Source organism: Brevibacillus brevis NBRC 100599 (assembly GCF_000010165.1).
GTDB lineage: Bacteria > Bacillota > Bacilli > Brevibacillales > Brevibacillaceae > Brevibacillus > Brevibacillus brevis_D.
Genome location: NC_012491.1, coordinates 739,316 through 764,643, shown reverse-complemented (window position 1 = coordinate 764,643; position 25,328 = coordinate 739,316). Strand labels below are relative to the sequence as shown.

The 25,328-nt window shown below is 42.7% G+C and carries 20 protein-coding genes and 3 pseudogenes; 6 read left to right on the top strand and 17 right to left on the bottom strand.

Annotated elements, in window-relative coordinates; genetic code table 11:
* The first annotated feature begins 6 nt into the window (after nt 1–6).
* Complete coding sequence (locus tag BBR47_RS03990; protein ID WP_012684462.1) at nt 7–516, top strand: SMI1/KNR4 family protein; 510 nt, start codon at nt 7–9, stop codon at nt 514–516.
* Nucleotides 517–1,340: 824 nt separating this feature from the next.
* Here BBR47_RS03990 and BBR47_RS31925 read toward each other — a convergent pair.
* Nucleotides 1,341–1,505 (bottom strand): annotated as a pseudogene (locus tag BBR47_RS31925) (IS256 family transposase); the annotation flags it as partial.
* Between the two features lie 374 nt (nt 1,506–1,879).
* Here BBR47_RS31925 and BBR47_RS03975 point away from each other — a divergent pair.
* Nucleotides 1,880–2,392 (top strand): SMI1/KNR4 family protein, encoded by a 513-nt coding sequence (locus BBR47_RS03975; protein ID WP_012684460.1) that lies wholly within the window; start codon nt 1,880–1,882, stop codon nt 2,390–2,392.
* Between the two features lie 461 nt (nt 2,393–2,853).
* Here the strand turns inward: BBR47_RS03975 and BBR47_RS03970 are convergent, their stop codons facing one another.
* The 7 genes and pseudogenes from BBR47_RS03970 to BBR47_RS03930 form a co-directional block, all read right to left on the bottom strand.
* Nucleotides 2,854–3,099: a hypothetical protein gene (locus tag BBR47_RS03970; RefSeq protein ID WP_007718590.1), complete on the bottom strand. Its 246-nt coding sequence runs from the start codon at nt 3,097–3,099 to the stop codon at nt 2,854–2,856.
* Nucleotides 3,100–3,183: 84 nt separating this feature from the next.
* Nucleotides 3,184–3,834 carry a hypothetical protein gene (locus tag BBR47_RS03965; RefSeq protein WP_012684459.1) on the bottom strand — a complete coding sequence of 217 codons (651 nt, stop codon included), beginning with the start codon at nt 3,832–3,834 and terminating at the stop codon, nt 3,184–3,186.
* 1,327 nt (nt 3,835–5,161) lie between these two features.
* A pseudogene (locus BBR47_RS03955) lies at nt 5,162–6,028 on the bottom strand (IS3 family transposase).
* Nucleotides 6,029–6,167: 139 nt separating this feature from the next.
* Nucleotides 6,168–9,266 (bottom strand): type I restriction endonuclease subunit R, encoded by a 3,099-nt coding sequence (locus BBR47_RS03945; RefSeq protein ID WP_012684454.1) that lies wholly within the window; start codon nt 9,264–9,266, stop codon nt 6,168–6,170.
* A gap of 36 nt (nt 9,267–9,302) precedes the next feature.
* Entirely contained in the window at nt 9,303–10,499 is a 1,197-nt protein-coding gene (locus tag BBR47_RS03940) for an AAA family ATPase (RefSeq protein WP_012684453.1), read from the bottom strand.
* A 1-nt stretch (nt 10,500) separates the two neighbouring features.
* Nucleotides 10,501–11,736, bottom strand: coding sequence for a restriction endonuclease subunit S (locus BBR47_RS03935; protein ID WP_012684452.1), 1,236 nt, complete (start codon nt 11,734–11,736; stop codon nt 10,501–10,503).
* Complete coding sequence (locus tag BBR47_RS03930; protein ID WP_012684451.1) at nt 11,733–13,280, bottom strand: type I restriction-modification system subunit M; 1,548 nt, start codon at nt 13,278–13,280, stop codon at nt 11,733–11,735. Before BBR47_RS03930 ends, BBR47_RS03935 begins: the two co-directional genes overlap by 4 nt.
* A 58-nt stretch (nt 13,281–13,338) precedes the next feature.
* Here BBR47_RS03930 and BBR47_RS03925 point away from each other — a divergent pair, with 58 nt between their 5' ends.
* Complete coding sequence (locus BBR47_RS03925; protein ID WP_012684450.1) at nt 13,339–14,022, top strand: site-specific integrase; 684 nt, start codon at nt 13,339–13,341, stop codon at nt 14,020–14,022.
* Between the two features lie 204 nt (nt 14,023–14,226).
* Here the strand turns inward: BBR47_RS03925 and rlmD are convergent, their stop codons facing one another.
* Together rlmD and BBR47_RS03915 are read right to left on the bottom strand one after the other, a co-directional pair.
* Complete coding sequence (gene rlmD / locus BBR47_RS03920; RefSeq protein WP_012684449.1) at nt 14,227–15,684, bottom strand: 23S rRNA (uracil(1939)-C(5))-methyltransferase RlmD; 1,458 nt, start codon at nt 15,682–15,684, stop codon at nt 14,227–14,229.
* 118 nt (nt 15,685–15,802) lie between these two features.
* Nucleotides 15,803–16,693, bottom strand: coding sequence for a diacylglycerol kinase (locus BBR47_RS03915; protein ID WP_012684448.1), 891 nt, complete (start codon nt 16,691–16,693; stop codon nt 15,803–15,805).
* 141 nt (nt 16,694–16,834) lie between these two features.
* Here BBR47_RS03915 and BBR47_RS03910 point away from each other — a divergent pair, with 141 nt between their 5' ends.
* Complete coding sequence (locus tag BBR47_RS03910) at nt 16,835–17,809, top strand: ROK family glucokinase (RefSeq protein WP_012684447.1); 975 nt, start codon at nt 16,835–16,837, stop codon at nt 17,807–17,809.
* A gap of 72 nt (nt 17,810–17,881) precedes the next feature.
* On the opposite strand, the gene BBR47_RS03905 is transcribed toward BBR47_RS03910, so the two are convergent.
* From BBR47_RS03905 to BBR47_RS03885, 5 genes are all read right to left on the bottom strand, one after another.
* Complete coding sequence (locus tag BBR47_RS03905; RefSeq protein WP_012684446.1) at nt 17,882–18,784, bottom strand: DMT family transporter; 903 nt, start codon at nt 18,782–18,784, stop codon at nt 17,882–17,884.
* Between the two features lie 67 nt (nt 18,785–18,851).
* Nucleotides 18,852–20,033, bottom strand: coding sequence for an ABC transporter permease (locus BBR47_RS03900; protein WP_012684445.1), 1,182 nt, complete (start codon nt 20,031–20,033; stop codon nt 18,852–18,854).
* A complete protein-coding gene (locus tag BBR47_RS03895; RefSeq protein ID WP_012684444.1) occupies nt 20,033–20,761 on the bottom strand; it encodes an ABC transporter ATP-binding protein in 729 nt (242 codons plus the stop codon). The genes BBR47_RS03900 and BBR47_RS03895 overlap by 1 nt, the downstream gene beginning before the upstream one ends.
* Before the next feature lie 28 nt (nt 20,762–20,789).
* A complete protein-coding gene (locus BBR47_RS03890; RefSeq protein WP_012684443.1) occupies nt 20,790–21,260 on the bottom strand; it encodes a hypothetical protein in 471 nt (156 codons plus the stop codon).
* Between the two features lie 111 nt (nt 21,261–21,371).
* The gene (locus BBR47_RS03885; RefSeq protein ID WP_012684442.1) at nt 21,372–21,710 is read right to left on the bottom strand and encodes a hypothetical protein; all 339 of its coding nucleotides are present in this window, start codon (nt 21,708–21,710) and stop codon (nt 21,372–21,374) included.
* An 86-nt stretch (nt 21,711–21,796) separates the two neighbouring features.
* Between BBR47_RS03885 and BBR47_RS30040 the strand changes: the two are divergent.
* Nucleotides 21,797–21,961: pseudogene (locus BBR47_RS30040) on the top strand (zinc ribbon domain-containing protein YjdM); the annotation flags it as partial.
* 44 nt (nt 21,962–22,005) lie between these two features.
* Here the strand turns inward: BBR47_RS30040 and BBR47_RS03880 are convergent.
* Complete coding sequence (locus tag BBR47_RS03880; protein WP_081437215.1) at nt 22,006–23,514, bottom strand: PLP-dependent aminotransferase family protein; 1,509 nt, start codon at nt 23,512–23,514, stop codon at nt 22,006–22,008.
* Between the two features lie 53 nt (nt 23,515–23,567).
* Between BBR47_RS03880 and BBR47_RS03875 the strand changes: the two genes are divergently transcribed.
* Nucleotides 23,568–24,470 carry a DMT family transporter gene (locus BBR47_RS03875; protein ID WP_012684440.1) on the top strand — a complete coding sequence of 301 codons (903 nt, stop codon included), beginning with the start codon at nt 23,568–23,570 and terminating at the stop codon, nt 24,468–24,470.
* Nucleotides 24,471–24,641: 171 nt separating this feature from the next.
* Here BBR47_RS03875 and BBR47_RS03870 read toward each other — a convergent pair whose 3' ends face one another.
* A complete protein-coding gene (locus BBR47_RS03870) occupies nt 24,642–25,196 on the bottom strand; it encodes a hypothetical protein (RefSeq protein ID WP_012684439.1) in 555 nt (184 codons plus the stop codon).
* Between the last annotated feature and the right edge of the window lie 132 nt (nt 25,197–25,328).

The following is a 25,328-nucleotide window of genomic DNA, read 5'->3' as shown; positions in this document are numbered from 1 at the left end:
TACTCCGTGAGCAATTCTTTTAACCGTATTTTAGACAAGATCAAGGGAAGAAGAGAGCAACTGAACGGTGATTTGCATATTATCGGTGAAGAATTTGAGTTTGTTTTTCAAATGTCTACTGACTCTGCCGCTGAGTTAGAGAAGCTAAAGTCATTTGAGCTACCCGAGGATTATGTGAGCTACTTCTCACAGTACAACAGAGCCGTATTATTTCGCGATTTAGAATTTGGCAGCAGTCTCTTCACGATATTAGACCCTCACAATGTTATTGAATACTGGAAGGGATACAGCATCGATCACCCTTACTATCCTATCGCATGGAGCAGTCACTCTTTAGGCTGTATATGCGTAGATCAAGACCGACTAGACAGCGGAAACGGCTACCTCACATGGATTGAATCGATGGACCCCGACAACCCGATTGACATTGATCTGACATTTACAGAATGGTTGGATAAGCTCATCGAGCATGAGGGGAAGGAATTCTGGATTCCGTTCCATGAGGAGGAAGAGTAGGAAAAAAGGATGCCTTTTATAGTGCTCAGGATGAATCGGACGACTAATGCATGACTGCCAAAAAGCTGGGACTAGCTCTTAGCTTTTTATGTAAATTGGGGGTAATCCCAGCGCCGCTTTTGGCCCTTGTACGGAAATATTTAAAACTTCTTAATAGCAATAGTTTATACTTTCTCTCCTATGCACAGTCATACTATTTGTCCCCTCTGTCTCTTTTGCAAAGGAATCTCATGCTCAATCCGCCGTTAACGTAAACGCCAAAACATAGAAACCATAGTAGACACTACGTGGAAAAATAGCCCTGAGATAGTTTTCAGGTTGAGCAGGATGGAACAGTTAAAGTAGATCATAGGGTAGTGGATTAATAGAGTTGAAGACTAAAAAGAGTCTTATAGGCGTCCTTTTCATTTTTGGTATAATTTAGGTGGTGGAGGGTAGTAAAGGAATATGAGCGAAACTGTCTTTAGTTTTATAGAGCTGCTTGAGATTGCTGGAGGCATATTCTTTTTCAGTTTGTTTAGGTATGGATTAAGTAAGCATAATGCCACTTGGAAGTTTATTATTCTTGAGTACTTTGCTATTGTTATGAGCATTTGGATTATTAAATCGCTGGTGAATCTTATTTTTGGTTAGGGGAACATGTCTGGTGATAAACCAGATGCATACAAGACATGCCGAATAGATGCACCTATTCAGTTACTTGGTAGCAGCCATGACCCACTCTCTACTTTCAACGGATAGTGTTTCATTTGTAGTAGGTAGCATATTAGTATAGAAAAAAGAGGTTCTCCGCCCCACTTTTTCAGTCCGCCAATCCATCTCCACTTATTTTTCGTGACATGCTTGGCATACCCAAGAGTGGACTCAATCTCTCCTTCGAGCATTTCTTGGATCGTCTCTGCAAACAATTCCTTTAACACTGATTTCACTGCGTCTACCGACTTCATATTCTTCTCTTTGATCCACCGCTTGATCTGCTCTTTTGACATCACAAAAATCTCCCAACCTTTTTAAAACTAATTGTAGTTTAGAGGAAAAGCAGAGTATATATCCTCGCAAGCTTGCGAACAACTGGGTGAGCGATAATAACTTTAGAAATAATTTTATAGATAACTACGAAAAAAACTATGGTGTCGCTCAACACTTTGGCTTGGGATGAAGTTTCAATCCATCATATGATCCCGCTAGACTACTATGGATCGAATGATATGAGTAAGTTGATTCCTCTTCTCAGATATCCAAACAGCAACTCTAACATCCTGTATCATGATGATGTCACTGACTGGTGGAGAAGTTATCGCAGAAATTAACGTAAAATTGGGCTGTCATTCCAGTCCCTATTCCCATTGAAGGATGTGATCCTGTGAGTAATCCTTTTGAAGCCCTCATTAGTAAGATCAGGGGAAGTAAGACAAGTGTAGACGGGAACGTTCATATCAAAAACGAAAAATATCAATTTACATTCTACTTCTCGAACGAGTCTATCACAGACACAAAGGAGAAATTAAAATCGTTTGAGTTACCAGAGGATTACGTCAGTTTTTTAAGTCACTACGAAAGTGCAACAGTATTCAAGAGCGCCAAGCACAACTCTGGGGGTTATGATGTGCTAAGTACCGAACTCGTCATTGGGTACTGGAAAGGCTACAGCATCGACCATCCTTACTATCCTATCGTTTGGAGTGATATCTCAAATAGCTGTATATGTGTGGATCAAGACAGAATACATAGTGGCAAAGGTTACCTCACATGGGTTGGATCGATACTACCAGACGATACTATCGACATAGACCTGACGTTCACAGAGTTGTTGGAACAACTTATTGAGCATGACGGAATTGAGTTTTGGGATCAACCCATTGGGGAGGAAGAGTAAGAAAAAAAGGGGTTGTCTAAAAAGTCCCTAAAAAAGTAAAGAAGGTGGAGAAAAGCGTTTCGTTTTCCTCATATAAACGCTCATCAAAAAGTTGACCCTTTTTGGGGCAAACGCTCATCTCCGAGTTGATCACCTGAGTTTCCCCCCTTGCTACGTAAGTCCTTGACTCTCCTCGGCTCAGTAAAAAAATAGCTAATAGGTGTGAAAATGATGATGTGTGTTCAGCCTGTCAGGTGGGTAACTTTTTGTTGAGCAATGTGGTCAACAATTTAGCGAGCGTTCACAGAGACTGCTGCAAAAATCGTGGTTTTCGAAAAACCAATGATTTTAGGGGGACAAATATATGTCTCCCTAAACGTGAAACGAGCCTTAGAAGCGAATCTAGGCTCGTTTTTCACTGACTGTTTAGGTGTTCTAAAAAAAGTGGAATTTTGCAGGATATTTTAGCATCCCATTGATAGTTAAAAAAGGAAGTATTGAAAAATAACAAACGCATTCACGCCTATATGCGTAAACAAAGCTGTTTGGAATTTTCCCGTCATGCCTTTTTCTTGTCTATAGTCTAAAAATAGAGAGATAGCGGAAAAAGATAGTAGAAGAGCTATCAATGCTACCTCCATTGTATTCACAAATGTGTTATTCCTTATTGCAACCATCAACGCAACTCCTAAGATGCCATGAATAATGAAACGGATAAGTAAGAACATTGTTTTCCTCCCCTTCGCTAAATCAATAAATAATCGGATGGCAATATCTTACACACCCATCCGATTATTTTCGATTTTAAAACATTATGCTGGATATATTTTTATTGTATGAAAATTTGATGGGTTAGTTCCATGAAATGCATCAAGGTATATTCCATTACCTTCATTAGTTCTGTTAATCTTTGCCAATGTAAGAACCCCAAAACCGACAATAATACCAGCAGCCCATCCAGGTACACCAAGATATGTTAAAACACCAGCAGTTATCGTTCCACTAGCCCCAACTTCCATCGCACGACGTCTAATATCTTCACATAGTTCGTCAGAGAAGTAGATCCGGTAACCCCACCAAAACAATTCATAATCCCAATATTCACTAGTGTCAATTGCAGCTAAAGATTGTTTTTTTACATCTTCACTTAAAACTAAGGTATTACCTTTTATTTTTAAGTCTTTTCCGTGTTGATCAACGGCAAAATTTGCTTGTTTGATAAGAGCTTCTGCCTTTCCTAATTCCTCCCTATTCAAATTTTCCTTTGCCTTAGCTGATAGTGAAAATTTCTTCGTTTTGGAGTCGATTTTTACATATTTATCGACCTTTTTGATAAAGGCTTCTTCAACTTCTTGGAAAGACACATTTGCATTTTGCTCAGCTGCAAAACCCGCCACCGGCACTGAAGTCATGATTAATAGCGCACTCATTGAAACACAAATCGATTTAGTTACCTTTTTCATTATACGTCACTCCTTGATAATTTTGGAATTCTTCCCCGATATCAAATTACCACTAATACCATTATTTTACAAATACATTTGCATAAATGGTAGTAAATAGAACCTCAATTGAGAATAAGCTGATTGAATTGAAAAATTGCATGGATTAAAGCACCCAGTGATGGTCAGAAATTATCTCAATGCGTCGCGCGCTGGCTGTCGAGGCTACGAATTTATTAATCAGTGCCAATCTATGAGAAAATCCGCGATCCCGAGGTGAGGGATTTTCTTCATTTCAAATACCTATCCATGTAATCCAAAGTATAAATAAACTGAGCTCCCCCTGCGATCATGTACCGTTTCAGCTTCTCGCGAAACATGCCAACTCAACAACAAACGCTTGGGTACTCCCTAATGACCAATTCCGTTTCGCCCTTCCATGAAATATTGGATTCCGGAAGTCGAGATTATCCGCAATCTGTATCAAGGTTCCATACATGCCCCGGGAATGAGTCGATGCCACTCGCGGCAGCTCCACGTGCGTTTCCTTCCTGATCTCAATTCAAAATCGCCCGAAAATTAAACATCATTCAGTACACTGCACACTGAGAGACCACTACGCTGTCACGAGAGGATATGTAGCGTTGCATAACGCCATTAACAATGGATGTGACGTCACCGCGCTTTATCGTCCCATCAAGAGCTGCTCTGACAAGTTTCTGATCGTCTAAGTTTACTATCCGTCCTGTCCCTATCTCTTCGGCCTGTAGCCGTCCACGGTTGACTGAAACTACTTGAGAGTAGCACGCCAAAACTTAATACTGCCAGCAGCTAAGAGACATATCCTAAACCATTCTTGTTCGAAATCCTCTTCCTTTCGAATAATAGGTCTCCAGAGACGCATACCAATTTGCTGAAATATATACTGTCCCCTCAGTTCCCAGTGATCTCGGTCATATGGGGATATTTTATGAATCTCTTCGACCAATTTTTCTACCTTGATATTAAAAACATCCACCCCTTCAAATGAGCACGTATAACAATTTTCTGTATCAGAGGTAACTTCTATAAAATTTGCTTCTCCTGTTGGCATTGTACTCTATGTGCAAGTAGGGGGCAGATTCAATCTGTTTAGAGTAAGATTGAATGAATGCTTCCACATCTTCCTTACAACTATACAACTAGAGAAGTCCCTCTGAAACGCTGATGAATCATGAGTTTCGATATTAAAAATGGGGTGTCTCTCAGTCGGAAAAATCGACTTTTGAAACAGCCCCTTCTTTATTTCCACTTACCAAGTCCAAAACTCTGTTCCTTGTGCAATTATTAATGGATTGTCAATAGTAAATCAGACAACTATTTTAAGGGCTTCTTGGCGATACTGAACAGGCGTCATATAACCTAATGTCCCATGAATACTATGCTTGTTAAATCAGTTCACGTAATCGTATAATTCCAACTCCAGATGACGAAGACTCTGGAAGTTCATCTGGTTCACAAACTCTGTTTTCATGACCTTGTAGGTGGCTTCAGCCACAGCGTTGTCGTACGGACAGCCTTTCATACTTAGTAATCGGCCGATTTCAAACGTCTCCAAGAGCTCATCCATCTTTTGATTTTTGAACTCGCTGCCACGGTCGGTATGAAACCACTCAATCTGGCGTAAATTGCCTTGTACCGCCGCAAAAGTGCGGGAAATCAGTGCAGCGTCCATGTTTCGACCCGCACTATGCCCAATGATCTCTCGATTGAACAAATTAACCAGCACACAAATGTAATGCCATCGGTTCTAGACCTTTACATACGTCAGATCTCTAGAGCGTCTTCGTTCGGTTGTTCTTTCGCTTCATAGTAAAATGTACTTCTTGCGATTTGCAGGACGTCGCACATTGCTGATACCGAGTATTTATCAAGGTTGTTCTGGATGATAGCTACTTTCGTCCCATGATCAGCGCGGCTTGCTTTAAAATATCGTTCTTCATTTTCAAACGCTGGTTCTCTTTTCACAAAGCGATCAGCTCATTTTCTTCTGAAGAGCTATTTTTCTTCTCCTTGAAGGAGCCTGTTGTTTGAGGCTGCTTGATCCAGCGGTCTAAAGCGGAGGCTGTGAGGTCATATTCCACCACAATCGCTGCTCTGGATTTCCCTTTTCATAGAGTCCTACCATTTGCTTTTTGAATTCTGAAGTAAAGGTACGTCGTTGTTGTTTTGGCATTGTAGAGATCCGCTCCTTAACACGATAGGTTTATTCTACAAGCCCTTATTAGTGTAGCCGATCCATCTGCCGTGTATTTGAGTTACTTTATATTTGAATTCTGCCATTTGTTCACATTGCACTTTCTATTTTAGATTTATTAAATCTTTCCACCTACTCCCTTAAACTTATCTACAAAGGCAGAGATTTTCTGAAAAACGCTCTGCTTTTTTGTTAAATACTGAGGATTAAGAGGACTCATTTTAGGAAGAATTTCATTAAGCTCCGTTCCATTTTCACTGGCAAATTCTCTTTTTAATGAAGTTAAAATATATCTTTTTGCAGCCTCTTCATTAAGATTTTCAGTATTAATCAATTCTTCTGCTTCACGTTTTTGCTCAGTTTGAGCAAAGGAGAAGAAGGCATCAATAATACTTGCTTTATCTTGAATATTGTCTAAATCTGTTTGATTGATAAAATCGACTACTAAACTTTCTTTCGCACGGTTCCCCACACTAGAACGAATTAAACGACGTACCTCTTCAACCAATAAACCCTTATCTTTTACTTTTTTGTTATTTTCAAAAATAAGTTCAAGAATGTAATCTAAATTGATCTCTTGGGATTTTAAAAGATCTACTTCAAAGACAACATCATCCCAATCAATAGAGGAATTATCTTTTTCTTTTCCAGTTTTTTCACAACGAAGCCAATCACGAATATCATTATATGATGAACGATAATCCTGAATCGTTCTTTCTTCTAGTACTTTAATCTCTTGCATAACAGCTATATCCTCATCACTTACATAGTGAGTAGATTTAAAATTTCCCAAAGCCTCAGGGTCATTGATATCTATTGTTTGTAAAGCTTTTAGACCTGAAAATTCATCATAATTCTGTAAAATATTTTCAATACGCAAATATTCACCAAAGAGTTTCGCAAACTCTTTTTTATCCTTTTCAGTAGCAATATCTTCCACATTAGGAAAACGCTCTTGTAGCTCTTTTACTACGTCTACATAACCACGACGGGCTTCACCCGTTACCACATCAGTGAATCCTTCCATATACTCTTTATAGCTTTTTTCCAACACCACATTTTTTGTGTTTGTATCCCCAAAAAGAGTAATCGCGTCTATGGTTGCTTGTTCTAAATCTCTAAAAGTAACAATATTTCCAAAGGTTTTGGTGGAATCATAAATACGATTTGTTCTCGAAAAAGCTTGCATTAATCCATGATACCTAAGATTTTTATCAACAAATAAAGTATTTAATGTAGGTGCATCAAAACCAGTTAAAAACATTCCAACAACAATCAACAAATCAATCTCTTTGTCTTTTACTCGTTTAGCAAGGTCACGATAATAATTTTGAAATTCCTTACTTTCTACGCCATAATTGGTTTTAAACATGGCATTATAGTCTTTAATGGCTAAACTTAAAAACTCTTTTGCACTACTATCCATTGCTGAAGGTTCAAAAGTTTCATCAGGAATTTCACCTATAGCATTTTGCTCTTCATTAGCAGCAAAGGAGAAGATTGTCGCAATCTTAAGGGGTTTATTACTTCCCTTTTGTAAGTTATTTAATGATTCATAGTAGAGTTTGGCTGCGTCAACATTACTCACAGCAAACATGGCGTTAAATCCTTTTGCACTCGCGCTTAGACGATGGGTTTTTACTCTAAAATTATTGAGGATATATTGAGAAATTTCTTTGATTCGTTCAGGATGCAGTAAAGCTTCTTTATTTTCTGCTGCCAACAGCTTTTTCTCGTCCTTTTCTGTTTCAATCGTTTTGAACTTGGGACGTACATCGTTATAATCTACTTTGAACTTTAAAACTTTTTCATCTCTAATGGCATCCGTAATTACATAAGAGTGTAACTCTCGACCAAAGACAGAAGCAGTCGTTTCAGAACCTAACGCATTTTCCGGGAAAATAGGCGTACCTGTAAATCCAAATTGATAGAACTTCTTAAACTTTTTATTGATATTTTTTTGAGCTTCACCGAATTGTGAACGGTGAGCTTCATCAAAAATAAATACCACTTGCTTATTATATATAGGTAACTCTGTTTCGCTTTTAATTAGGTTATTCAGTTTTTGAATCGTCGTCACAATAATTTTATTATCATCTTTTTCAATGTTACGCTTTAATCCTGCGGTACTTTCTGAACCATTAACACTATCAGGAGAAAAACGCTGATACTCTTTCATTGTCTGAAAATCTAGGTCTTTCCTATCTACAACAAAAAATACTTTATCTATAAAATCCAGTTCAGTAGCCAAACGAGCTGCTTTAAAACTCGTAAGTGTTTTCCCGGAACCTGTTGTATGCCAAATATATCCGCCACTTTCAGTGGTTCTCCAGTTTTTGGCTAAGTATGAACTTACGATTTTCCATAAAATTCTCTCTGCGGCAGCAATTTGATAGGGACGCATAATCAACAGGTTATCGCTCACATCAAAAACGGAGTATTTCAGTAGTATATTCAATAAAGTATTTTTCTGAAAAAATGTAGCCGTAAAATCTTTTAGATCTTTTATCAGGGTATTATCCGATTTTGCCCAATTCATAGTGAAATCAAAACTGTTCTTATCACGTTTAGTCGTATTCGCAAAATAGCGGCTATCTGTCCCATTAGAAATCACGAAAATCTGTAAATATTTAAACAGAGAGTTTACTGAATTAAAGCTCTCTTTACTATATCGATGAATCTGATTAAAGGCTTCACGAATGGCAATCCCACGCTTTTTAAGCTCTACTTGTACTAAAGGTAAGCCATTGACTAAAATGGTAACATCATATCTATTGGCTTGCGTTCCTTTTTGTTCAAATTGGGAAATTACCTGCATTTTATTGTTCGAAATATTCTTTTTGTCTACTAGGTAAATGTTTTGAATATGCCCATCATCAAAAACAAAGTCATAAATATAATCGTTATGAATTTTACGGGTTTTATCAATGTGGTTATCACTGGGTTTATCTAAAAACTGCTCACAAAATCTAATCCATTCAGCATCCGAAAATTGCACATTATTAAGGTTTTGCAGTTGCACCCGGACATTAGCAAGCATTTTTTCAGGAGTGGTTAAACTTGCTAGATGTTCATAACCTTGATTCACTAAATCTTGAATGAGTTCTCGTTCTAAATCAGCTTCTGTTTGATAGCCAACTCCTTGTTGATCTATTTTCGTATATTTATCTAATACTATAAAGTTATTTGATTCTGCGATGGGTTTGAAATCTATCATTAATTTCCCCCCTATTTCAATTTCATTTCTTTCATCTTATTTAAACTGATATGTTTCCTTAAGTCCTTTTAGTAAATAATTTAAAACACGTTTATCATCATCTGATAATTCAGCTACTTCATCTCCTGAATGTTTTGAATGACTTGAAATATTAACGATTCTTGTAATATAAGGTTCAGGATTTCCCTCTGTAATTTTAAATAAAAGTTCCCCCCAGTTGTCATAACCTAAAAATGTCGATGTTTTCTCCAAAATATTTCTAAAAAAATTAAAATGATACTTTTTTAATTGATCTGTTTCAATAGCTTTCTCTATTTCAGTTTTTAAGAAAAGATGATAGGAAAAAGGAGAATCATTGTTTTGGGAAACTAATTCATATTCTCCACCTTCATTTTTTTTGAGAACATATTTTTTAAAAGTACCTTTTTTAAACTCATTATGCAGCACATTATAAAATAAAGGATTATGTGTGGTTATTATAAATTTAAGCTTTGATTCACTGGATTTTATCAATTGTGCTAGATTTACTGCTAACTCAATCAAGTGGTTATCATCTAATGAACTTACAGGGTCATCTATGAATACGTATTCTAGCTGGTCGAACTGATTTGTTTCTCTCTCACTTGGTTCAGCTACATTTAATACACCAATAACCTGTTCAAGAAGAGAATAAAAAACACACCATACAAAGTTACTTTCTTCTCCTTTTGAAATTTTAATGTCATATGAACGCTCATCATTACCGCGCTCATATGAAAAGGTTATTTCTGTAAAAGCTTCTACCTTTATATTTTTCCCATCTTTATTTTCAATAATATATTCTTCATTAAAATATGGCGTTAATTTTTTATCCGTATAGCGTTGAAAATTAGAAATAACATTCCCATCTTGGCCCTGATCTTTAAATATCCATCTTGTAAAAGAATTAGGATGAATTTTAAGTTTTAGTTCAACATCATTTTCCAAGTCATTATCCCAATAAAATAAATCCTCCGTAAATGCATTATAATAAAGGATTTTTTTACTAATAACTTCCGATTCCTCTAGCTCTGCATCCTCATCTGCTTTCGGTACCACTAACGATTTGAATGCTTGCGAAAGCCTAGTTTTACCAGTCCCATTAAAAGCGTAAATCAGTTGAACTGTTACATCAGATTCGCTCGCATCTTTAGCTTTGGTTTTATGTTTAGCATTTTTTAACGTTTGTGCGATCTCAGTTAATGAAACGCTCATACTACTCCTCTACCTCCTCTTTTGGAAAGCTGAGAAGCAAATTACGGTAATATTCGTATTGCTTTTGACGCAATTCTATTTCACGAGGTAAAGCCTCAGTAATTGAGGATGTCAAGGCATCGAATTTATCTAATATAGATACTATACGCTCTTGCTCGGTAAGAGGTGGGATAGGGATTTGAAACTTTGTAAATTCTTCTTTGGTAATAGTTTTTATCGTACTGCCACGAGCTTTTTCTTTTTCAAATGCAAATTTGGCTTGTAGTTGATATGCAAAATATTTTTTGTTAATTTTGACCTGAAAACTCTCAAATATAGCAAGAGTTCTATCTACATAGCAGTCGTATTGTGTAATAGCAACTCTACCTATACTGCCTTGTAAAGTTACAATGACAGTACCTTCTTGTACAAACACACTTTTAGGTTGTGCTAATTTCGAGATTTTATTTTTTGTGTTTTGTACAAGTCGCATATCTTCCCCAACATCGACTACTTGAACAAAAGGCATTGCACCTTCACCGCCGTACCACTCATCTTTACCATATGGTTGAGGGAATGAGCCACGACGAAATTTCGCCACTTCCCCCAATGTCTTCCATTCAACCTCCCCCTCTTCAAAAGTCAACAACTTATCACGGTAATAGGTATATTGCTTTTTACGAGCTGTAAGCTCTGATGTAAGCTCTGATGTAAGCTCTGATGTAAACTCTGTGAAGGCGTCCAAAATACGGACTATTTCCTCTTGTACTTTTAGAGGTGGGATGGGGATTTTGAAATCTTTGACCTTCGCATCTGAAATAGCTGGATATGCTGAACCACTTTGATTCTCTTCTACATAATTTTTAAATCTCGATGAAGTAATAGAATGATAAATCCATTTCGGTAAAACTTCATCTTTTCTGGCTCTTAAGATACAATAACCAGTACTAGCAACTTCTCCAGAAAATTCTTCAGTAATCAAGCAAAGTCTTTGCTGGGTAGGACGAGTTGTTGCAAAAATAACATCATTTTTTATGACTAATTTTTGGGCTCTGCTTGGTGCATTTTCGGCGGATATTTCAGTTGTCTCAATTATTATGTTTTTTTCGCGACTAACTGAAGTTAAATCAATATACCGATAAGTATCCTTTGTATCTCTCCACCTAATATTGGAAGTTGGTAATGTAACATCCCCTAATGCTTTCCACTCAACCTCAACCCCCTCAAGGAGTTTCTCCATATAATTTGGCTTAATCATGATTCAAGCACCTCAATAATGTCATCAATTTCAGCACGAAGTTGGTCTATCTTTGCTACAGTCGTTTTTATCTCTGCATTCAGCTCATTTATATCAATGACTTCCCTTGTGTCTTTTGCTTTCACATAGGAGCTCACAGATAGGTTGTAATTCTTTTGAACGATTGCATCATAATCAACGGATTTTGCAACATGGTCAATATCTTCTTTGTTGTTAAATATTTTCATAATTCGCTCAATATGTTCATCTGTGAGTATGTTATTATTTGTTTCTTTTTTATAGAAATCTACTCCACTTGCATCAATAAATTGAGTTTTATTATCGGTTTTATGCTTAGAAAGAACCAAGATATTAACCGCTATTGAAGTCCCATAAAAAAGGTTAGGTGCTAATGAAATAACCGTTTCAACAAAGTTATTATCAATCAGATACTTTCTAATTTTTTGCTCTGCACCACCACGGTAAAAAATACCCGGGAAACAAACGATAGCAGCACGACCTTTACTTGAAAGGTAACTAAGCGTATGAAGTACAAAGGCAAAATCGGCTTTAGATTTTGGGGCTAATACGCCTGCAGGAGCAAATCTTTCATCATTAATAAGTGTTGGGTCATCACTACCAATCCAATTTACGGAATAAGGTGGATTAGATACAATGGCATCAAAAGGCTTTTCGTCACCAAAGTGAGGGTCTAATAGCGTATTTCCTAAAGCAATATTAAATTTATCGTAGTTTATATTGTGTAAAAACATATTCATACGAGCAAGGTTGTAAGTTGTATGGTTAATCTCCTGTCCATAAAAACCATCTTCGATAATATGAGCATCAAACTGTTTTTTTGCTTGTAATAGCAATGAACCTGAACCAGCTGCAGGGTCATAAATCTTATTAATGGTTGTTTGGTTGTGTATTGCTAATTGAGCAATAAGCTTAGACACACACTGCGGTGTAAAAAATTCTCCTCCAGATTTACCAGCATTGGCAGCATAATTAGAGATTAAATACTCATAGGCATCACCAAAAAGGTCAATGTGACTATCTTCAAAATCACCAAAATTAAGTCCTTCAACGCCTTTAATGACAGCAGCTAAACGACTGCTTTTGTCCTTTACAGTATTTCCTAGTCTGTTGCTTGTGGTGTCGAAATCAGCGAATAATCCATTAATATCTAGTTCAGATGGATAACCATTTGCTGAACTTTCAATAGCAGAAAATATAGCGGCTAAATCTGTATTCAAGCTTTCATTTGTGTTGGCGGTTTTCGCAATATTAGCAAACAACTGACTCGGATATATGAAATAACCTTTTGTTTTAATGGCATCCTCTTTGATTTCTTTCGTTATAATATCATCAGGAAGTTCTGCATACTTGACGCTTTCGTCTCCACCTTCAATATAGCTAGAAAAGTTCTCGCTAATGAAACGATAAAAAAGCGTTCCTAAAACATATTGTTTAAAATCCCATCCATCTACTGAGCCACGGACATCATTGGCTATTTTCCAGATTTGAGATTGTAATTCGGCACGTTGTGCTGCACTTGACATTTCTATACCTCCAATTTTTCTTCTTATACATTGATTATAGAAGCACTTCTAAATAGGTTTGAAGTTTTCCTTCTCCCCTAAAGTTGCTTATAAAGAAAGTGAAGTTTACGATGAAAATGAAATCCAGCTGTTGTTTCATGCCTTAGAGAGCGAGCCCTATCACTGGAAAATGATGATCACCCTCGCATTAACAACAGGTCTTCGCCGCGGTGAACTTGTTGTCCTTGAATGGAAATATGTTGATTTAGAAGCTGGAACCATCCATGTCAAACAAAGTATCACTAACTTTATTAACGGGGAACCGATCATAAAGGAACCGAAAACAAAAAAATCCATACGCAAGATTAGTTTGTCTGATGGTGTTCTCTCTAAGTTAAAAGAATATTACAAGCTGTGCACTCAGGAATGGGATAAATTAACAGGAACTCGTGACAAAGAACTTTTCTTTGTGTTCTTTAACCAGTATGTGAGAGCTTTCTACCCTGAAAATCCGTATTTGTGGTTCCGAGGTTTCCTTAAAAAGCACGATTTAAAATATATCAGGTTCCATGATCTGCGTCACACATCAGCTACTATGCTAATTAACAAAGAGATTCATGCAAAAATTTTTTCAGAAAGATTGGGACATGCCAACATCACCACGACCATGAACATATACGGCCATGTCTTATCAAAAGCTGATAAAGAAGCCGCCAATAAATTTGATCAAATTATTCCCCTTAATAATCAAAAAGAAACTTAAGAACCCGTGTAATTGAAATTACAATTATTCGGGTTCTTGGTTTTCTGTTGGAGTATAACAGCCGCACTTTCTCCATGTAATAATCTACAGAACTATGCTTAATTAGGCTAGTCCTTGCTCATGTTTAACACCAATTTAGCAACAATACCCATTAACTACCTCTGTGCCAATCAACTCAACAATCTGTCCTAATGAGTATGTTCTCTATTTATATGGTTCTTGGGCAACTATACTAACCCTAACCAACACAGCCACCGACTCCACATGCCCCGTATGCGGAAACATATCCACCGGCTGCACTTCCTTCACCTCATACCTCTCAGCAAGCACCTTCAAATCCCTCGCCAACGTAGAAGGATTACAAGACACATAAACCACTCTCTCCGGCTGCATCTCCAAAATCGTCGTCAACAACGCCTCATCACAGCCTTTGCGCGGCGGGTCAACGACAATCACATCCGCCCGTATGCCCTTCTCTTTCCAAGCAGGAATCACAACCTCCGCAGGCCCTGCCTCAAACGTCGCATTCTCCACGCCATTCAACTGCGCATTCCGATTCGCATCCGCAATCGCTTCCGGCACAATCTCCACACCGTACACATGCTTGGACTTCTGCGCCAAAAACAGCGAAATCGTCCCGATACCGCAATACGCATCAATGACCGTCTCCGTACCAGTAGCACCCGCGTACTCCAACGTCTTGTTGTACAGCACCTCTGTCTGAGCAGGATTGACCTGATAAAACGACCGCGCCGAAATGGCAAACTTGATCGGACCGATGTAATCGTAAATCACATCGCTGCCCCAGAGCGTCACGGTCTTTTTGCCAAAAATAACATTGGTCTTGTCCGGGTTGATGTTCTGCACGATACTCGTCACACCAGCGACCTGTGTACAAATCGCTTCCACCAGCTGATCTCGTTGCGGGATCTGCTCCTCCGTCGTTACGAGCACGACCATGACTTCCCCCGTCTTGACTCCAACCTTTACAACCACATGACGCAACAAGCCTGAATGGCGCACCTCGTCATAGGCCGTGATATTCAGCTTGGTCGCCGCCTGCTTCACGACTGCCACTGCTTCATCATTCACCTGATGCTGGATGAGGCATTCGTTCATGTCGATGATCGAGTGGGATTTCTCTGCGTAAAAACCACCGACCAACGCCCCGTTTTCCTCGCCGATTGGTACCTGAGCCTTGTTGCGATAGCGCCACGGATCACTCATGCCGAGTGTCGGATGTACGGTAATGGCCCCTTCCCCTTCGACTTGGAAACCGCCAATGCGCCGCAGGTTGTCCCGCACGATTTGCTGCTTGTGTCGCAGCTGCTCCTCATATGCGAGATGCTGCAACGAACAGCCTCCGCAACGGTCGTACAGCGGACAGGGCGGCAGGAAGCGATGGGTACTCGCTTCTATTACTTCTGTCAGCTTGGCAAAGCCGAAGTTTTTCTTCACATGATCGACACGCGCATGAACCCGCTCTCCTGCAAGTGCGCCATCCACGAACAGCGTATATCCTTCAATCCGGCCGACTCCTGCTCCTTCGTGGTTCAGTCCGGTTATCTCCACTTCCACGGTTTGTCCGACACGTACAGGGACGTCCAGCTCAACTTTGGCTGTCGGGTGCGGACCGCGCCGCTTCTTTGTTGTCTTCGCCACTATCTATTGCTCCTTTTATCTTGCTCAATAGGTTTTCGTTTTCGCTCCAGGAAACATGCAGGGATGCACAGCGAAAAGCGGCATCCCCACGGCTATTGCTATTCATTTTACTATCTTCTTACGGGACGAACAACTCGATATGCCCCGGCAATGCTTCCACCACGCAAGGCAGCTGTCCGCCCAGCTCACCGTCCAGATTGAGCTGAACCTTCTCTCCGCCCGGCGAAGTGGCTTTGATGTAATCTGCCTGGAAATACAGGATGTTCGGGTCCTTTAAGTGCTCGCCGCGAACTGCCTGTGTCGCCAGGCGGATAAACTCCGCAATATTCATCTTTTTCACGACGATGACATCCAGCTTGCCGTCTGACAAGTCCGCATCTGGGGCGAGCCTGTCGAAGCCGCCTACGGATCGGCTATTGGCGATGAGGAACACCATGATCTCTTCATCCAACAGCACCTCTCTGCGGCTCTCCAGACGAACACGGATCGGGTGCAGCGACGGCAGCTTCTCCAAACCTTTGACGTAATACGCCATTTGGCCGATTAGCGTTTTCAGCTTGCTTGGGACCTCGTAGGTCAAATTCGTCAGAGAGCCGCCACCTGCGATATTCATAAAATAGCGGTTGTTGATGCGTCCCAGGTCAATGCGTTTCTTCTTGCCCTTGGTGATAATCTCCGTTGCTCGTGTGATCGATTTCGGAATACCGACCGCACGGGCAAAATCATTGCTCGTTCCGCAGGGGATTATTCCAAGAGATGGGCGTGCTTTGTGCTCTGCCATCCCATTGACTACTTCATATATGGTTCCATCTCCACCAGCGGCCAAGATGACGTCAAAACCGCGAGCTACTGCACGAGCAGCTTCTTCTGTCGCATCATCTTCCCCTCTGGTCGCATGGCATGAAGTTTCATATCCGGCCGACTCCATTAAATCGAGGATTTCCGGCAATCGCCGACGCACGATCTCCCGGCCGGAGCTTGGATTGTAGATTAATCTGGCTCGTTTCAAGGCAGATCCCTTCTTCCTTCCCTCGCTCACGGGGGTACTCTCTTCCATCATATCCTGTATAGCCATTTTTGGGAATCGCTATGCTCCATATAGCGTGATAAGATAGAAAAAGATGGAAATCAAGGGATAGGGGAGACGCTTGTGAAGAAGATCATCGTGGGAGTAGATGTGGGTGGCACTGCAATCAAGATGGCTTTGATTACGCCAGACGGCGAGCTGGTTACAAAAATGCAAGAACCGACGCCAGTTGCGGACGGCGAGGATGGCATTTTGCAAAAAATCGTAGACATGTCTCATGATCTTCTTGCGCAGCATGGCTATTCTCTTGCACAAGTCTGCGGAATCGGTGTAGGCGTACCCGGCCCCGTTGATGGCGAGAAGGGAATCGTCTTCCAAGCGGTGAATCTTCACTGGCGCCAACCCGTTTTGTTAAAAGAAAAATTGGAAGCCCTTACAGGTCTGCCGGTAGCGGTCGACAACGATGCCAATGTCGCAGCCCTCGGGGAAATGTGGCAAGGTGCAGGCCAAGGTGCACAAGACCTCGTTCTCATTACACTCGGCACAGGTGTAGGTGGAGGCGTCATTTTGAATGGAAAGGTCATCCATGGCATTAACGGTGTGGGCGGCGAAATCGGTCACATCACGATGACTCCAGATAGCGGTGCCCCTTGCAATTGCGGCAAAACAGGTTGTCTCGAAACATATACGTCTGCGACTGCCATCATTCGTGAAGGGCGATTTGCCGCTACAAACGGATCAAGCCCAGCACTTGCCGCTGTACTAGCCGCCAAAGGAAGCATTGCCGCCAAGGATGTCCTCGAGGCAGCCGTAGCAGGAGACACAGCAGCTCTCGCGATTATCGATCAAGTGGCACTCTATCTCGGTCTCGCTCTCTCTCATTTGGCGAATGTGCTCAATCCTGCTAAGTTTATGATCGGTGGTGGCGTGGCTGCAGCAGGTGACTTCCTCTTTTCCCGAATCCGCGAATCATTCAAACGCTTCGTTCCATTCAGCTATGTCGTTGAGTCCACAGAGATCGTTCCGGCCAAACTCGGCAATGATGCGGGGGTGTACGGTGCGGGCTGGTTAATCCGCTCACAGATGCACGAATCCTGATCGGGTCACATAAAATGAATGGACGCTCCTGCACGTGAAGCCTCACAGCAAGAGCGTCTTTTTGGTATAGCTTTATGAAGAAGCCTGCTTGGGTGCCAGCTCTGGCTCCCCGCCTTTCCCCGAAACAATCAGCGCAGCACCGACGAGCACTGCACATCCCCCCAACAGCTGAAGCAAGCTAAAAGCTTCGCCAAACAACAACGCCGAAAACCCAAACGTGACAACAGGCTCCAGCGTGCTTAGCACCGACGCTTTGGTTGACCCAATTAGTTGTAAGCCGCGGAAAAAAAAACTGATGGCGACCACCGTAGAAAAAACGACGATCCCCAAAATCGCCCACCACCCTTGTACCGCAAAAGACAGATCGACCCCTCCGTCTTTTAGCGCAATGAAAAAGGTAGAAATGGTAGCAAACAGGGCGATGTACGCAGATGTTACATAAGACGAAACACCTTTTACCACACGATTCCCCACCACAATATATACGGAATAAAACAGCGCCGCAGCAAGAGCCAACAATACGCCAACCGGCTGAATCCCGCCAAATGACAAGCCGAGCACCAGTCCAAGACCGACGAGTGTAATCAGCATGGCGATGACAGTCTTTTTCGTCAGCCGCTCTTTCTCGACGAAGTAGCTCAATATGGCAACAAACACCGGAAATGTATACAGCAGCAAGGCCGCCATGGAGGTCGGGATGTACTGTACCGCCGAGAAAAAGCTAAGGGATTGCAGCGTGTACAAAATCCCGCCGAGACAAAACATCGCGAGCACCTGTCTTTTATCCAAGCGAAGTGACTCCTTGCGCCAGAGCAACAAACCAAAAAACAGGGCAGTCGCCAATAAAAATCGCAAAAACAAGAGCGTCGAAACAGACACACCCGCTTCGTAGGCGTACACAGCAAAAATAGACATGACGCCAAAACCAGCAGCCGATCCGAAAATATATAACACACCGACATACAGCGGATTCACAACATTTCACCAGCTTTCTCGAAATGACAGCGACAAAAGAAGCAACAGGGCAGGTTCATTTCCGTGTTCAGTGCTTTAACCCCGCTCCTTCTCTGCGGAATATGCGCGACGCGAGAAAAATAGTGAAAACCACATAGACAAGCAGGGAGCCAATCCCCAGAAGCACATGCATCGGGTCGACCTTGCCGTAAAACACTTCCTTGGACAATGCGACGCCGTTGAACACAGGCATCACGTAATAATGTGCAGGGATGTCGACCGGACTGACTGGCATCAGCATGTACGAGGGGACCATCGCCAAAAACAGGACAGCACTCATGTACGTCTGTCCTTCTTTAAAAGACTTGGCAATCGTACTCAAAACAAGCTCCAACCCTGCAAAAAGCGCCGCCAACAACAAAATAGTCACGATAAGCACCAACAAGGTGACAGGCGAGAAGAACGCGAGTGTAAAATGATCTCCTTCCGTCGCCATCGGTCCCAGACGCATGGCCAAGGTGACAGAAATTAGCGATGCTACTGCCCCCATGGTACTCATCGTCATGACAGCCAACAGCTTTGCCGTGAGGATGTGCTGGGCTGCAATCGGCGCCGTCAACAGCGATTCGAGCGTTCCCCGTTCTTTTTCACCGGCGACGAGATCATTCGCTGCGGCCATTCCTGCGGATGCGAGTGAGACTACCAACATCAACGGAATAATGCCAGCCAGCATCCCTCCAGACTTCCTTTCCTCAGAGGCTGCATTTTGAAAGGTGGAGACAATCGGCTGAATCGTCTGCTCAGACAAGCCCGCTTGGTTCAGCCTTTTCGCTACGACTTCCTTGCTGTAAGCCTCTACTGTCTGCTCGAGCAACGTACGGGCATAGACAGACTTTTGATTAGTCGAGTCATAGGCAACCGATAACTGCGCTGTTTTTCCCGCCGCGATCTCTTCATCGAAACCAGCCGGGATTGTCAAAATAGCGCGCAGCTGACCTGCTTGCAGTGCTTGCTCCGGATTGGACGGCTCCAGAATTTGAACAGCGGGATTTTTTTGCAAAACAGCAATCAACGAAGATGATCCTTGCACAGCTAGCGGGATGTACTCCCTCGCTTCTTTTTCCACATTGCTATACGACGTCCCCAGTAAAAAGAAGACGAACGGAATGACGAGCAGTGGCACCAATAGCGTCCCCATCCACGCCTTGCGATCGCGAAACAAGTCCATCAGCTCTTTTTTCAATACGGTCCAAACGACATGTAAGCCCATCAGCCCTCGCTCCCTTCCACGACAGCCATGAAAATGTCGTCCAGATCCTCTGTCCCAAACTCCTCACGTAAAGCATCCAAGCCCCCGGCGAACCGCAGCTTGCCCTTGTGCATGAGCGCAACTCTTTTGCACAGCTTACTAATCTCGCCCATGTTGTGACTGGAAAACAGAATCGTCTTCCCCTCTTCTTGCAGCTTTCCGACCATTCTTCGAAAGATTGTGGCAGCCGTTACATCCAGTCCTGTCGTCGGTTCATCCAACAAAATGACATCGGGATCGTGCACGAGCGTCCGGGCAATCGCTACCTTTTGCTTCATTCCCCGGGAAAAGGCACCCACTCGCCTGTCTAAAAAAGCGTCCATCTCAAGCATCCGGCTCAGACTGCGGGTCCGCTCCTCAAGCCTCGCTTGCTCCAAACCGTATAGACGACCAAAATACGCGATATTTTCCCGCGCTGTCAAACGGCTGTAAAGACCCACATCTCCCCCGAACAAAATGCCGATTCTGCGGCGCACTTCAAGCGGTTGCTGCCGAACGGAAAACCCGCTAATCTCGATATCTCCCTCGGTCGGGCTCAAAACCGTCGCCATCATGCGCATCGTCGTTGTCTTACCCGCACCGTTTTCGCCGAGAAGTCCGTAAACCTCGCCTGCCTCGACCCGAAACGATACATGCTGGACCGCTGCGATTTCCTTAAATCGCTTGCTAACATCCTTGACCTCAATCAACAGCAGCCCCTCCTCTCCCGTATTTTCACTAGAATCGTACCTTCAGTAAGTACGACGCCCGCTTTTCTCCCATAAACGTCACCTGTACGACACCCGTCCGCCCGCGCAAAACCCGGGGTATGGCGCCAGTGACCTGAAATTCCCGCCGCTTCTCATCGACTCGCGCGACAGACACGGATCCTGGGGGCGAAAAGACCTTGTCGCCTTCCAGTGTGTAAAACGAAAGAGTGATTTCTCCCTTTTGCCCGTGGGCCTCTCCCGAAAAACGGATGATCTCCATCATTCCTGACACCGCTGACACTCCTGTGAGGTCAAAAAGCGGATGACGCAGGTTCTCAAGCGTCTGCCCTTTTTTCCAGTCCTGCAAAAACGCGTCAAACTCCTGCACAGCAACCATCCACGCCGCCGAGGAAATCATAGTCGCAGGGACATGCGAAGGTATTGCACCAAACACAAGTGCAGAAGAAGTCATCACCAGTGGCAACCAAATAGAAAACATGCTAATTCCCTCCAATAATTGGTTGCCCTTAGCATGCCCTTACAAAAGTTACCCGTATGTGTCTTAGGCGAATCAGAATCTTTTGACTTTAAAAACGGTAACTCTCGTATCCTACAGCGGATAACGCTCTTTCCACTTGGTCAGGGAAAAGCCTTCAAACAGCGCGACGAAAGCCGCCGTATCGTTAATATAATGACGGGTTTCTTTTGCCTCAGGGTGCTTTTCTAAAAACAGCGTCGCTACCAAATGGCTGACAGGAACACCTTCTGCCTCTTGATCGTAAATGCCCCGTTCAGCGAGCACTTTGCCAAAATAACGTACGTAGGTGACTGTTATTGTTTTTTCTTGACCGTTTTCTTGCCACGTAGCAATGGAACGATCAAATGTATCAGACGGTGAACCACCTTTTCCAGGTGCCACACTTTCTCCTGCCACAGAAATGAGCTTCATGTGCTTCCATCCTCCTTTTTCTTCCTGTACGTTCATTATAGGGGAGAGTGGAAATTGTTACAAATCGGTCGATGTCGTTTTTTTGAGTAACCGTCATCAAAGACCTGAAAGTAAAAGGAAGCTCATCCGTTCTTAAAATCGGAACACGAGTCAAAAACATCCGATTGGTTGATGGCGATCATGACATTGATTGCAAAATTGACGGGTTTGGAGCGATGAAGTTAAAGTCTGAATTTGTGAAAAAGGTATAGATTCTTTTTTCATGCAAAAAGAGCCACTCCAATCAGCGGAGTGGCTATGTGCTTATAGATTCCCATGCCTCCAAGACAAGGCGAATCCCTTCTTTCATCTCTTCCTCGTTCAAATGCGAGAAACCAAAGCACGCAGCGGAAGCGGGTGGGCGCATAAAATAAGTAGTAGCATCTTCCCAAATCACGCCTTTTTGCCGGCAAGCAGTTCGCAGACGAATATATTCATCTTCCGTCCTTTTCCAGACACTGTAAATATGAAGTCCCGCATCCGATTGGAGAAAAGTAAACAACGATCCCATGTTCTCTTGCAGCATTTGATGATACAAAGCGTATTTTTTCCCGTACACTCGATTCATCCTGCGTATGTGCCGTTCATAGTGACCGCTTTTCATAAATGCGGCCAGCGCCCGCTGTTCCATCATGTTCGAAGGATGCGGCTCAAATAATTGTTTCGCCCGAATCATCGGCTCTACAAGACACTTCGGCAGCACAGCGTAGCCGATTCGTAAGTCTGGGAGCGTCGTTTTCGTAAACGTTCCGACATACGCGACTCGATCCTCTTGATCCAGTGCCTTCAACGGCTCAACGGGCCTTCCACCCCAGCGGAACTCACTGTCGTAATCATCTTCTACGATGATACTTCCCTGACGAGATGCCCAATCGAGAAGCTGCCTGCGCCTGTCTTGGCTTAATATAGAGCCAGTTGGAAAGTGTCTGCTAGGTGTAACAAAGAGCAAACGCGACTTCCAATCATGAACCTGTATGCCGAATTTGTCCACTTGGACGGGGGAGGGCACGCCTCCTGTCGAGGCAATCGCCTTTTTTATGCCCGTAAAGCTCGGTTCTTCCACGATAACCGGATCGCCCGGATTCACCAGTAATTGCGCCAGCAGGGTAATCACCTGCATGGATCCGTTGCAGACGACGATCCGATCGGCTTTTGCCGGGATACCTCGTGTTCTGCGCAAATGGACCGCAATCGCTTCCCGCAAAGGGAGATGCCCTTGCGCGACATTGGCCTCCTCATGCTGCTTGGCCAGGAAATTTCTCACTTCTGCATACATAAAGCGATTCCATTCTTGAAAGGGAAACTGATGATAGTCAGTCCGCCCGATCCGAAAATCAACTTTGATCGGGGAACCTTCCTCGATCTGCTTCCGAAGCGGCATCCGGCAAATTCTTTCTCCCCAATTCGACAGCTGCAGCGGTGTTTCCGCTTTTTCCAGAGGAAGTTCATGATTCACTTGAAAGGTTACAAAAGTGCCTCGCCCGACCTCCGAGACGACGTATCCGTCAGCAACCAGCATGTCATAGACCTGATTCACGCTTCCCCGCGAAATTTGATGGAGCCCCGCCAATTCACGGCTGGAAGGCAACTTCATTCCATGATGGAGTGCACCTGTCGCAATCGCTTCTTTAATCGCGTGATAGAGCGCTAAATAAGTAAACCGATATTCCTGTAGAAACTTGTGGAATGACACACGAAAATCCACCACGATCACCGCCAGTAAAATTGGTACAATAAATGAACTGTAAATTGGATCTTTTTTCATGTCAATCCGCTCTGTATGATGAGTCGTAAGAAGAGGACGAGGAGAACTGCATTATGAAAAGTAAAGTGTTAAGCGCTTTATTTTGTTTGGCCGCATTGTGGGGTGCTTCTTTTCTCTTTATTCGAATCGCATCCCCAGTGCTGGGACCGTTTCTAACCATCCAGGGACGCGTAACGATCGCCGCGATTGCTTTGCTGATCTATACTGCCTGCATCGGGCGTTCCGCTGATTTTCAATCACGCTGGAAACAGTATCTGATCCTGGGCGCTCTCAATGCAGCGATTCCCTTCATGCTCATTGCGACTGCGGCGATCCATCTGAATGCGTCCATGTCGGCGATCCTCAACTCGCTGACTCCTGTGTTTTCGGCCCTCGTCGCGTGGGGGTGGATCAAGGAAACGTTAACGCTTGGAAAATGGGTTGGCATCATCGTAGGAATTATCGGGGTTGCTATTTTGGTAGGGTGGAGTTCCATCCCGCTTACATTCGAAGTGATTGTAGCGGTTGGACTGTCTATTCTTTCTACCGTGTCGTATGGATTTGGAGGCGTGTATGCCAAAAAAGCGCTTGCCGGCGTTCCTCCCTTGTCAGTGGCAGTTGGTCAGCAAATCGGTGCATCGATTCTCCTGATTCCGTTTACTCTCTTCAATCTGCCTACTTCCATGGATTCATTGACACCTGCCGCCATATTCTCTGTGGTTGGAGTGGCGATCTTCTGCACGGCGATCGCGTATCCTTTGTTCTTTTACTTGATTTCCAATGCAGGCCCGACGAAGACCCAAAGTGTTACGCTGCTGATTCCGCTGTTCGGTATGATCTGGGGTGTCGTTTTCCTGGATGAAACGATCACCGCCGGCATGATTACGGGACTGATCGTGATTCTGGGAAGCATTTTTCTCATCTATGATATTCGACCTCAGCCCGCCAAAAACAAACCCAGTCAAAAGGCAGGATAACCAGCACGAAAAAGCATGCTGCCGCAGCAACATGCTTTTTCTCTCCCAAACTATACTCACGTTACACGTCTATTGGCTCAAACAACAAAGACGTATCCTTCGCCTCAAAAAGATGAGCTGCGCTGCTCTCTACATGAGCAACCATTTTGTCAAATAGCGCATTGCCGATACTTAACCGCTTGACGCCAAGCTTATGAAGCTTCTGGAAATTTGTGACCCCGGGAGCACTTCATTATTAATTACACCAGACTTCAATTCCTGCCATCCTTCAATTCCTGCTTCATTTATTAGGTTAGAAAGTTTGCTACTATCATACTTATCAAAGTTATACTTTTCATTCACTTCCACATGTTTCGCATATAGTTTACTGTCAGTAGTAATGACATACAAATAGTTTTGACTCTCTGCAATCTTGCCATCTCTCATAAATTCAAAACGAAGGAGATAGACTCGGTCAATATTACTAACTGTAATTTTCTGGTCTTTTTCCCCTTCATTTATCCATTTGTAAATTTGTTCGACTTGCCTTTTATCTTCGCTAGATTCTATTAATTCTGGTTGTGGTTTATTTGACCCATTCAAATACGCTTGAATCCATATCTGTGAAGGTGCTTTTTGAGATTCTTGCGTTACTTCTATTGGTGTATTTACTGATTGAGTCCCATTGCACCCAGAAATAATGACTGTTAAAAGCGAAAAAACTACTACTCCAATAAATTTATTCATGCTACCCTCCTAAAAGAATTACACTGCGACAAAAATACTTGCCACAGCGCTCTTTAATTACCAGAGCATGTCATAACATTTTAGCAAATACATATCACCTTTATCCGTAACCCCGTTGCCTAAAGCATAAAT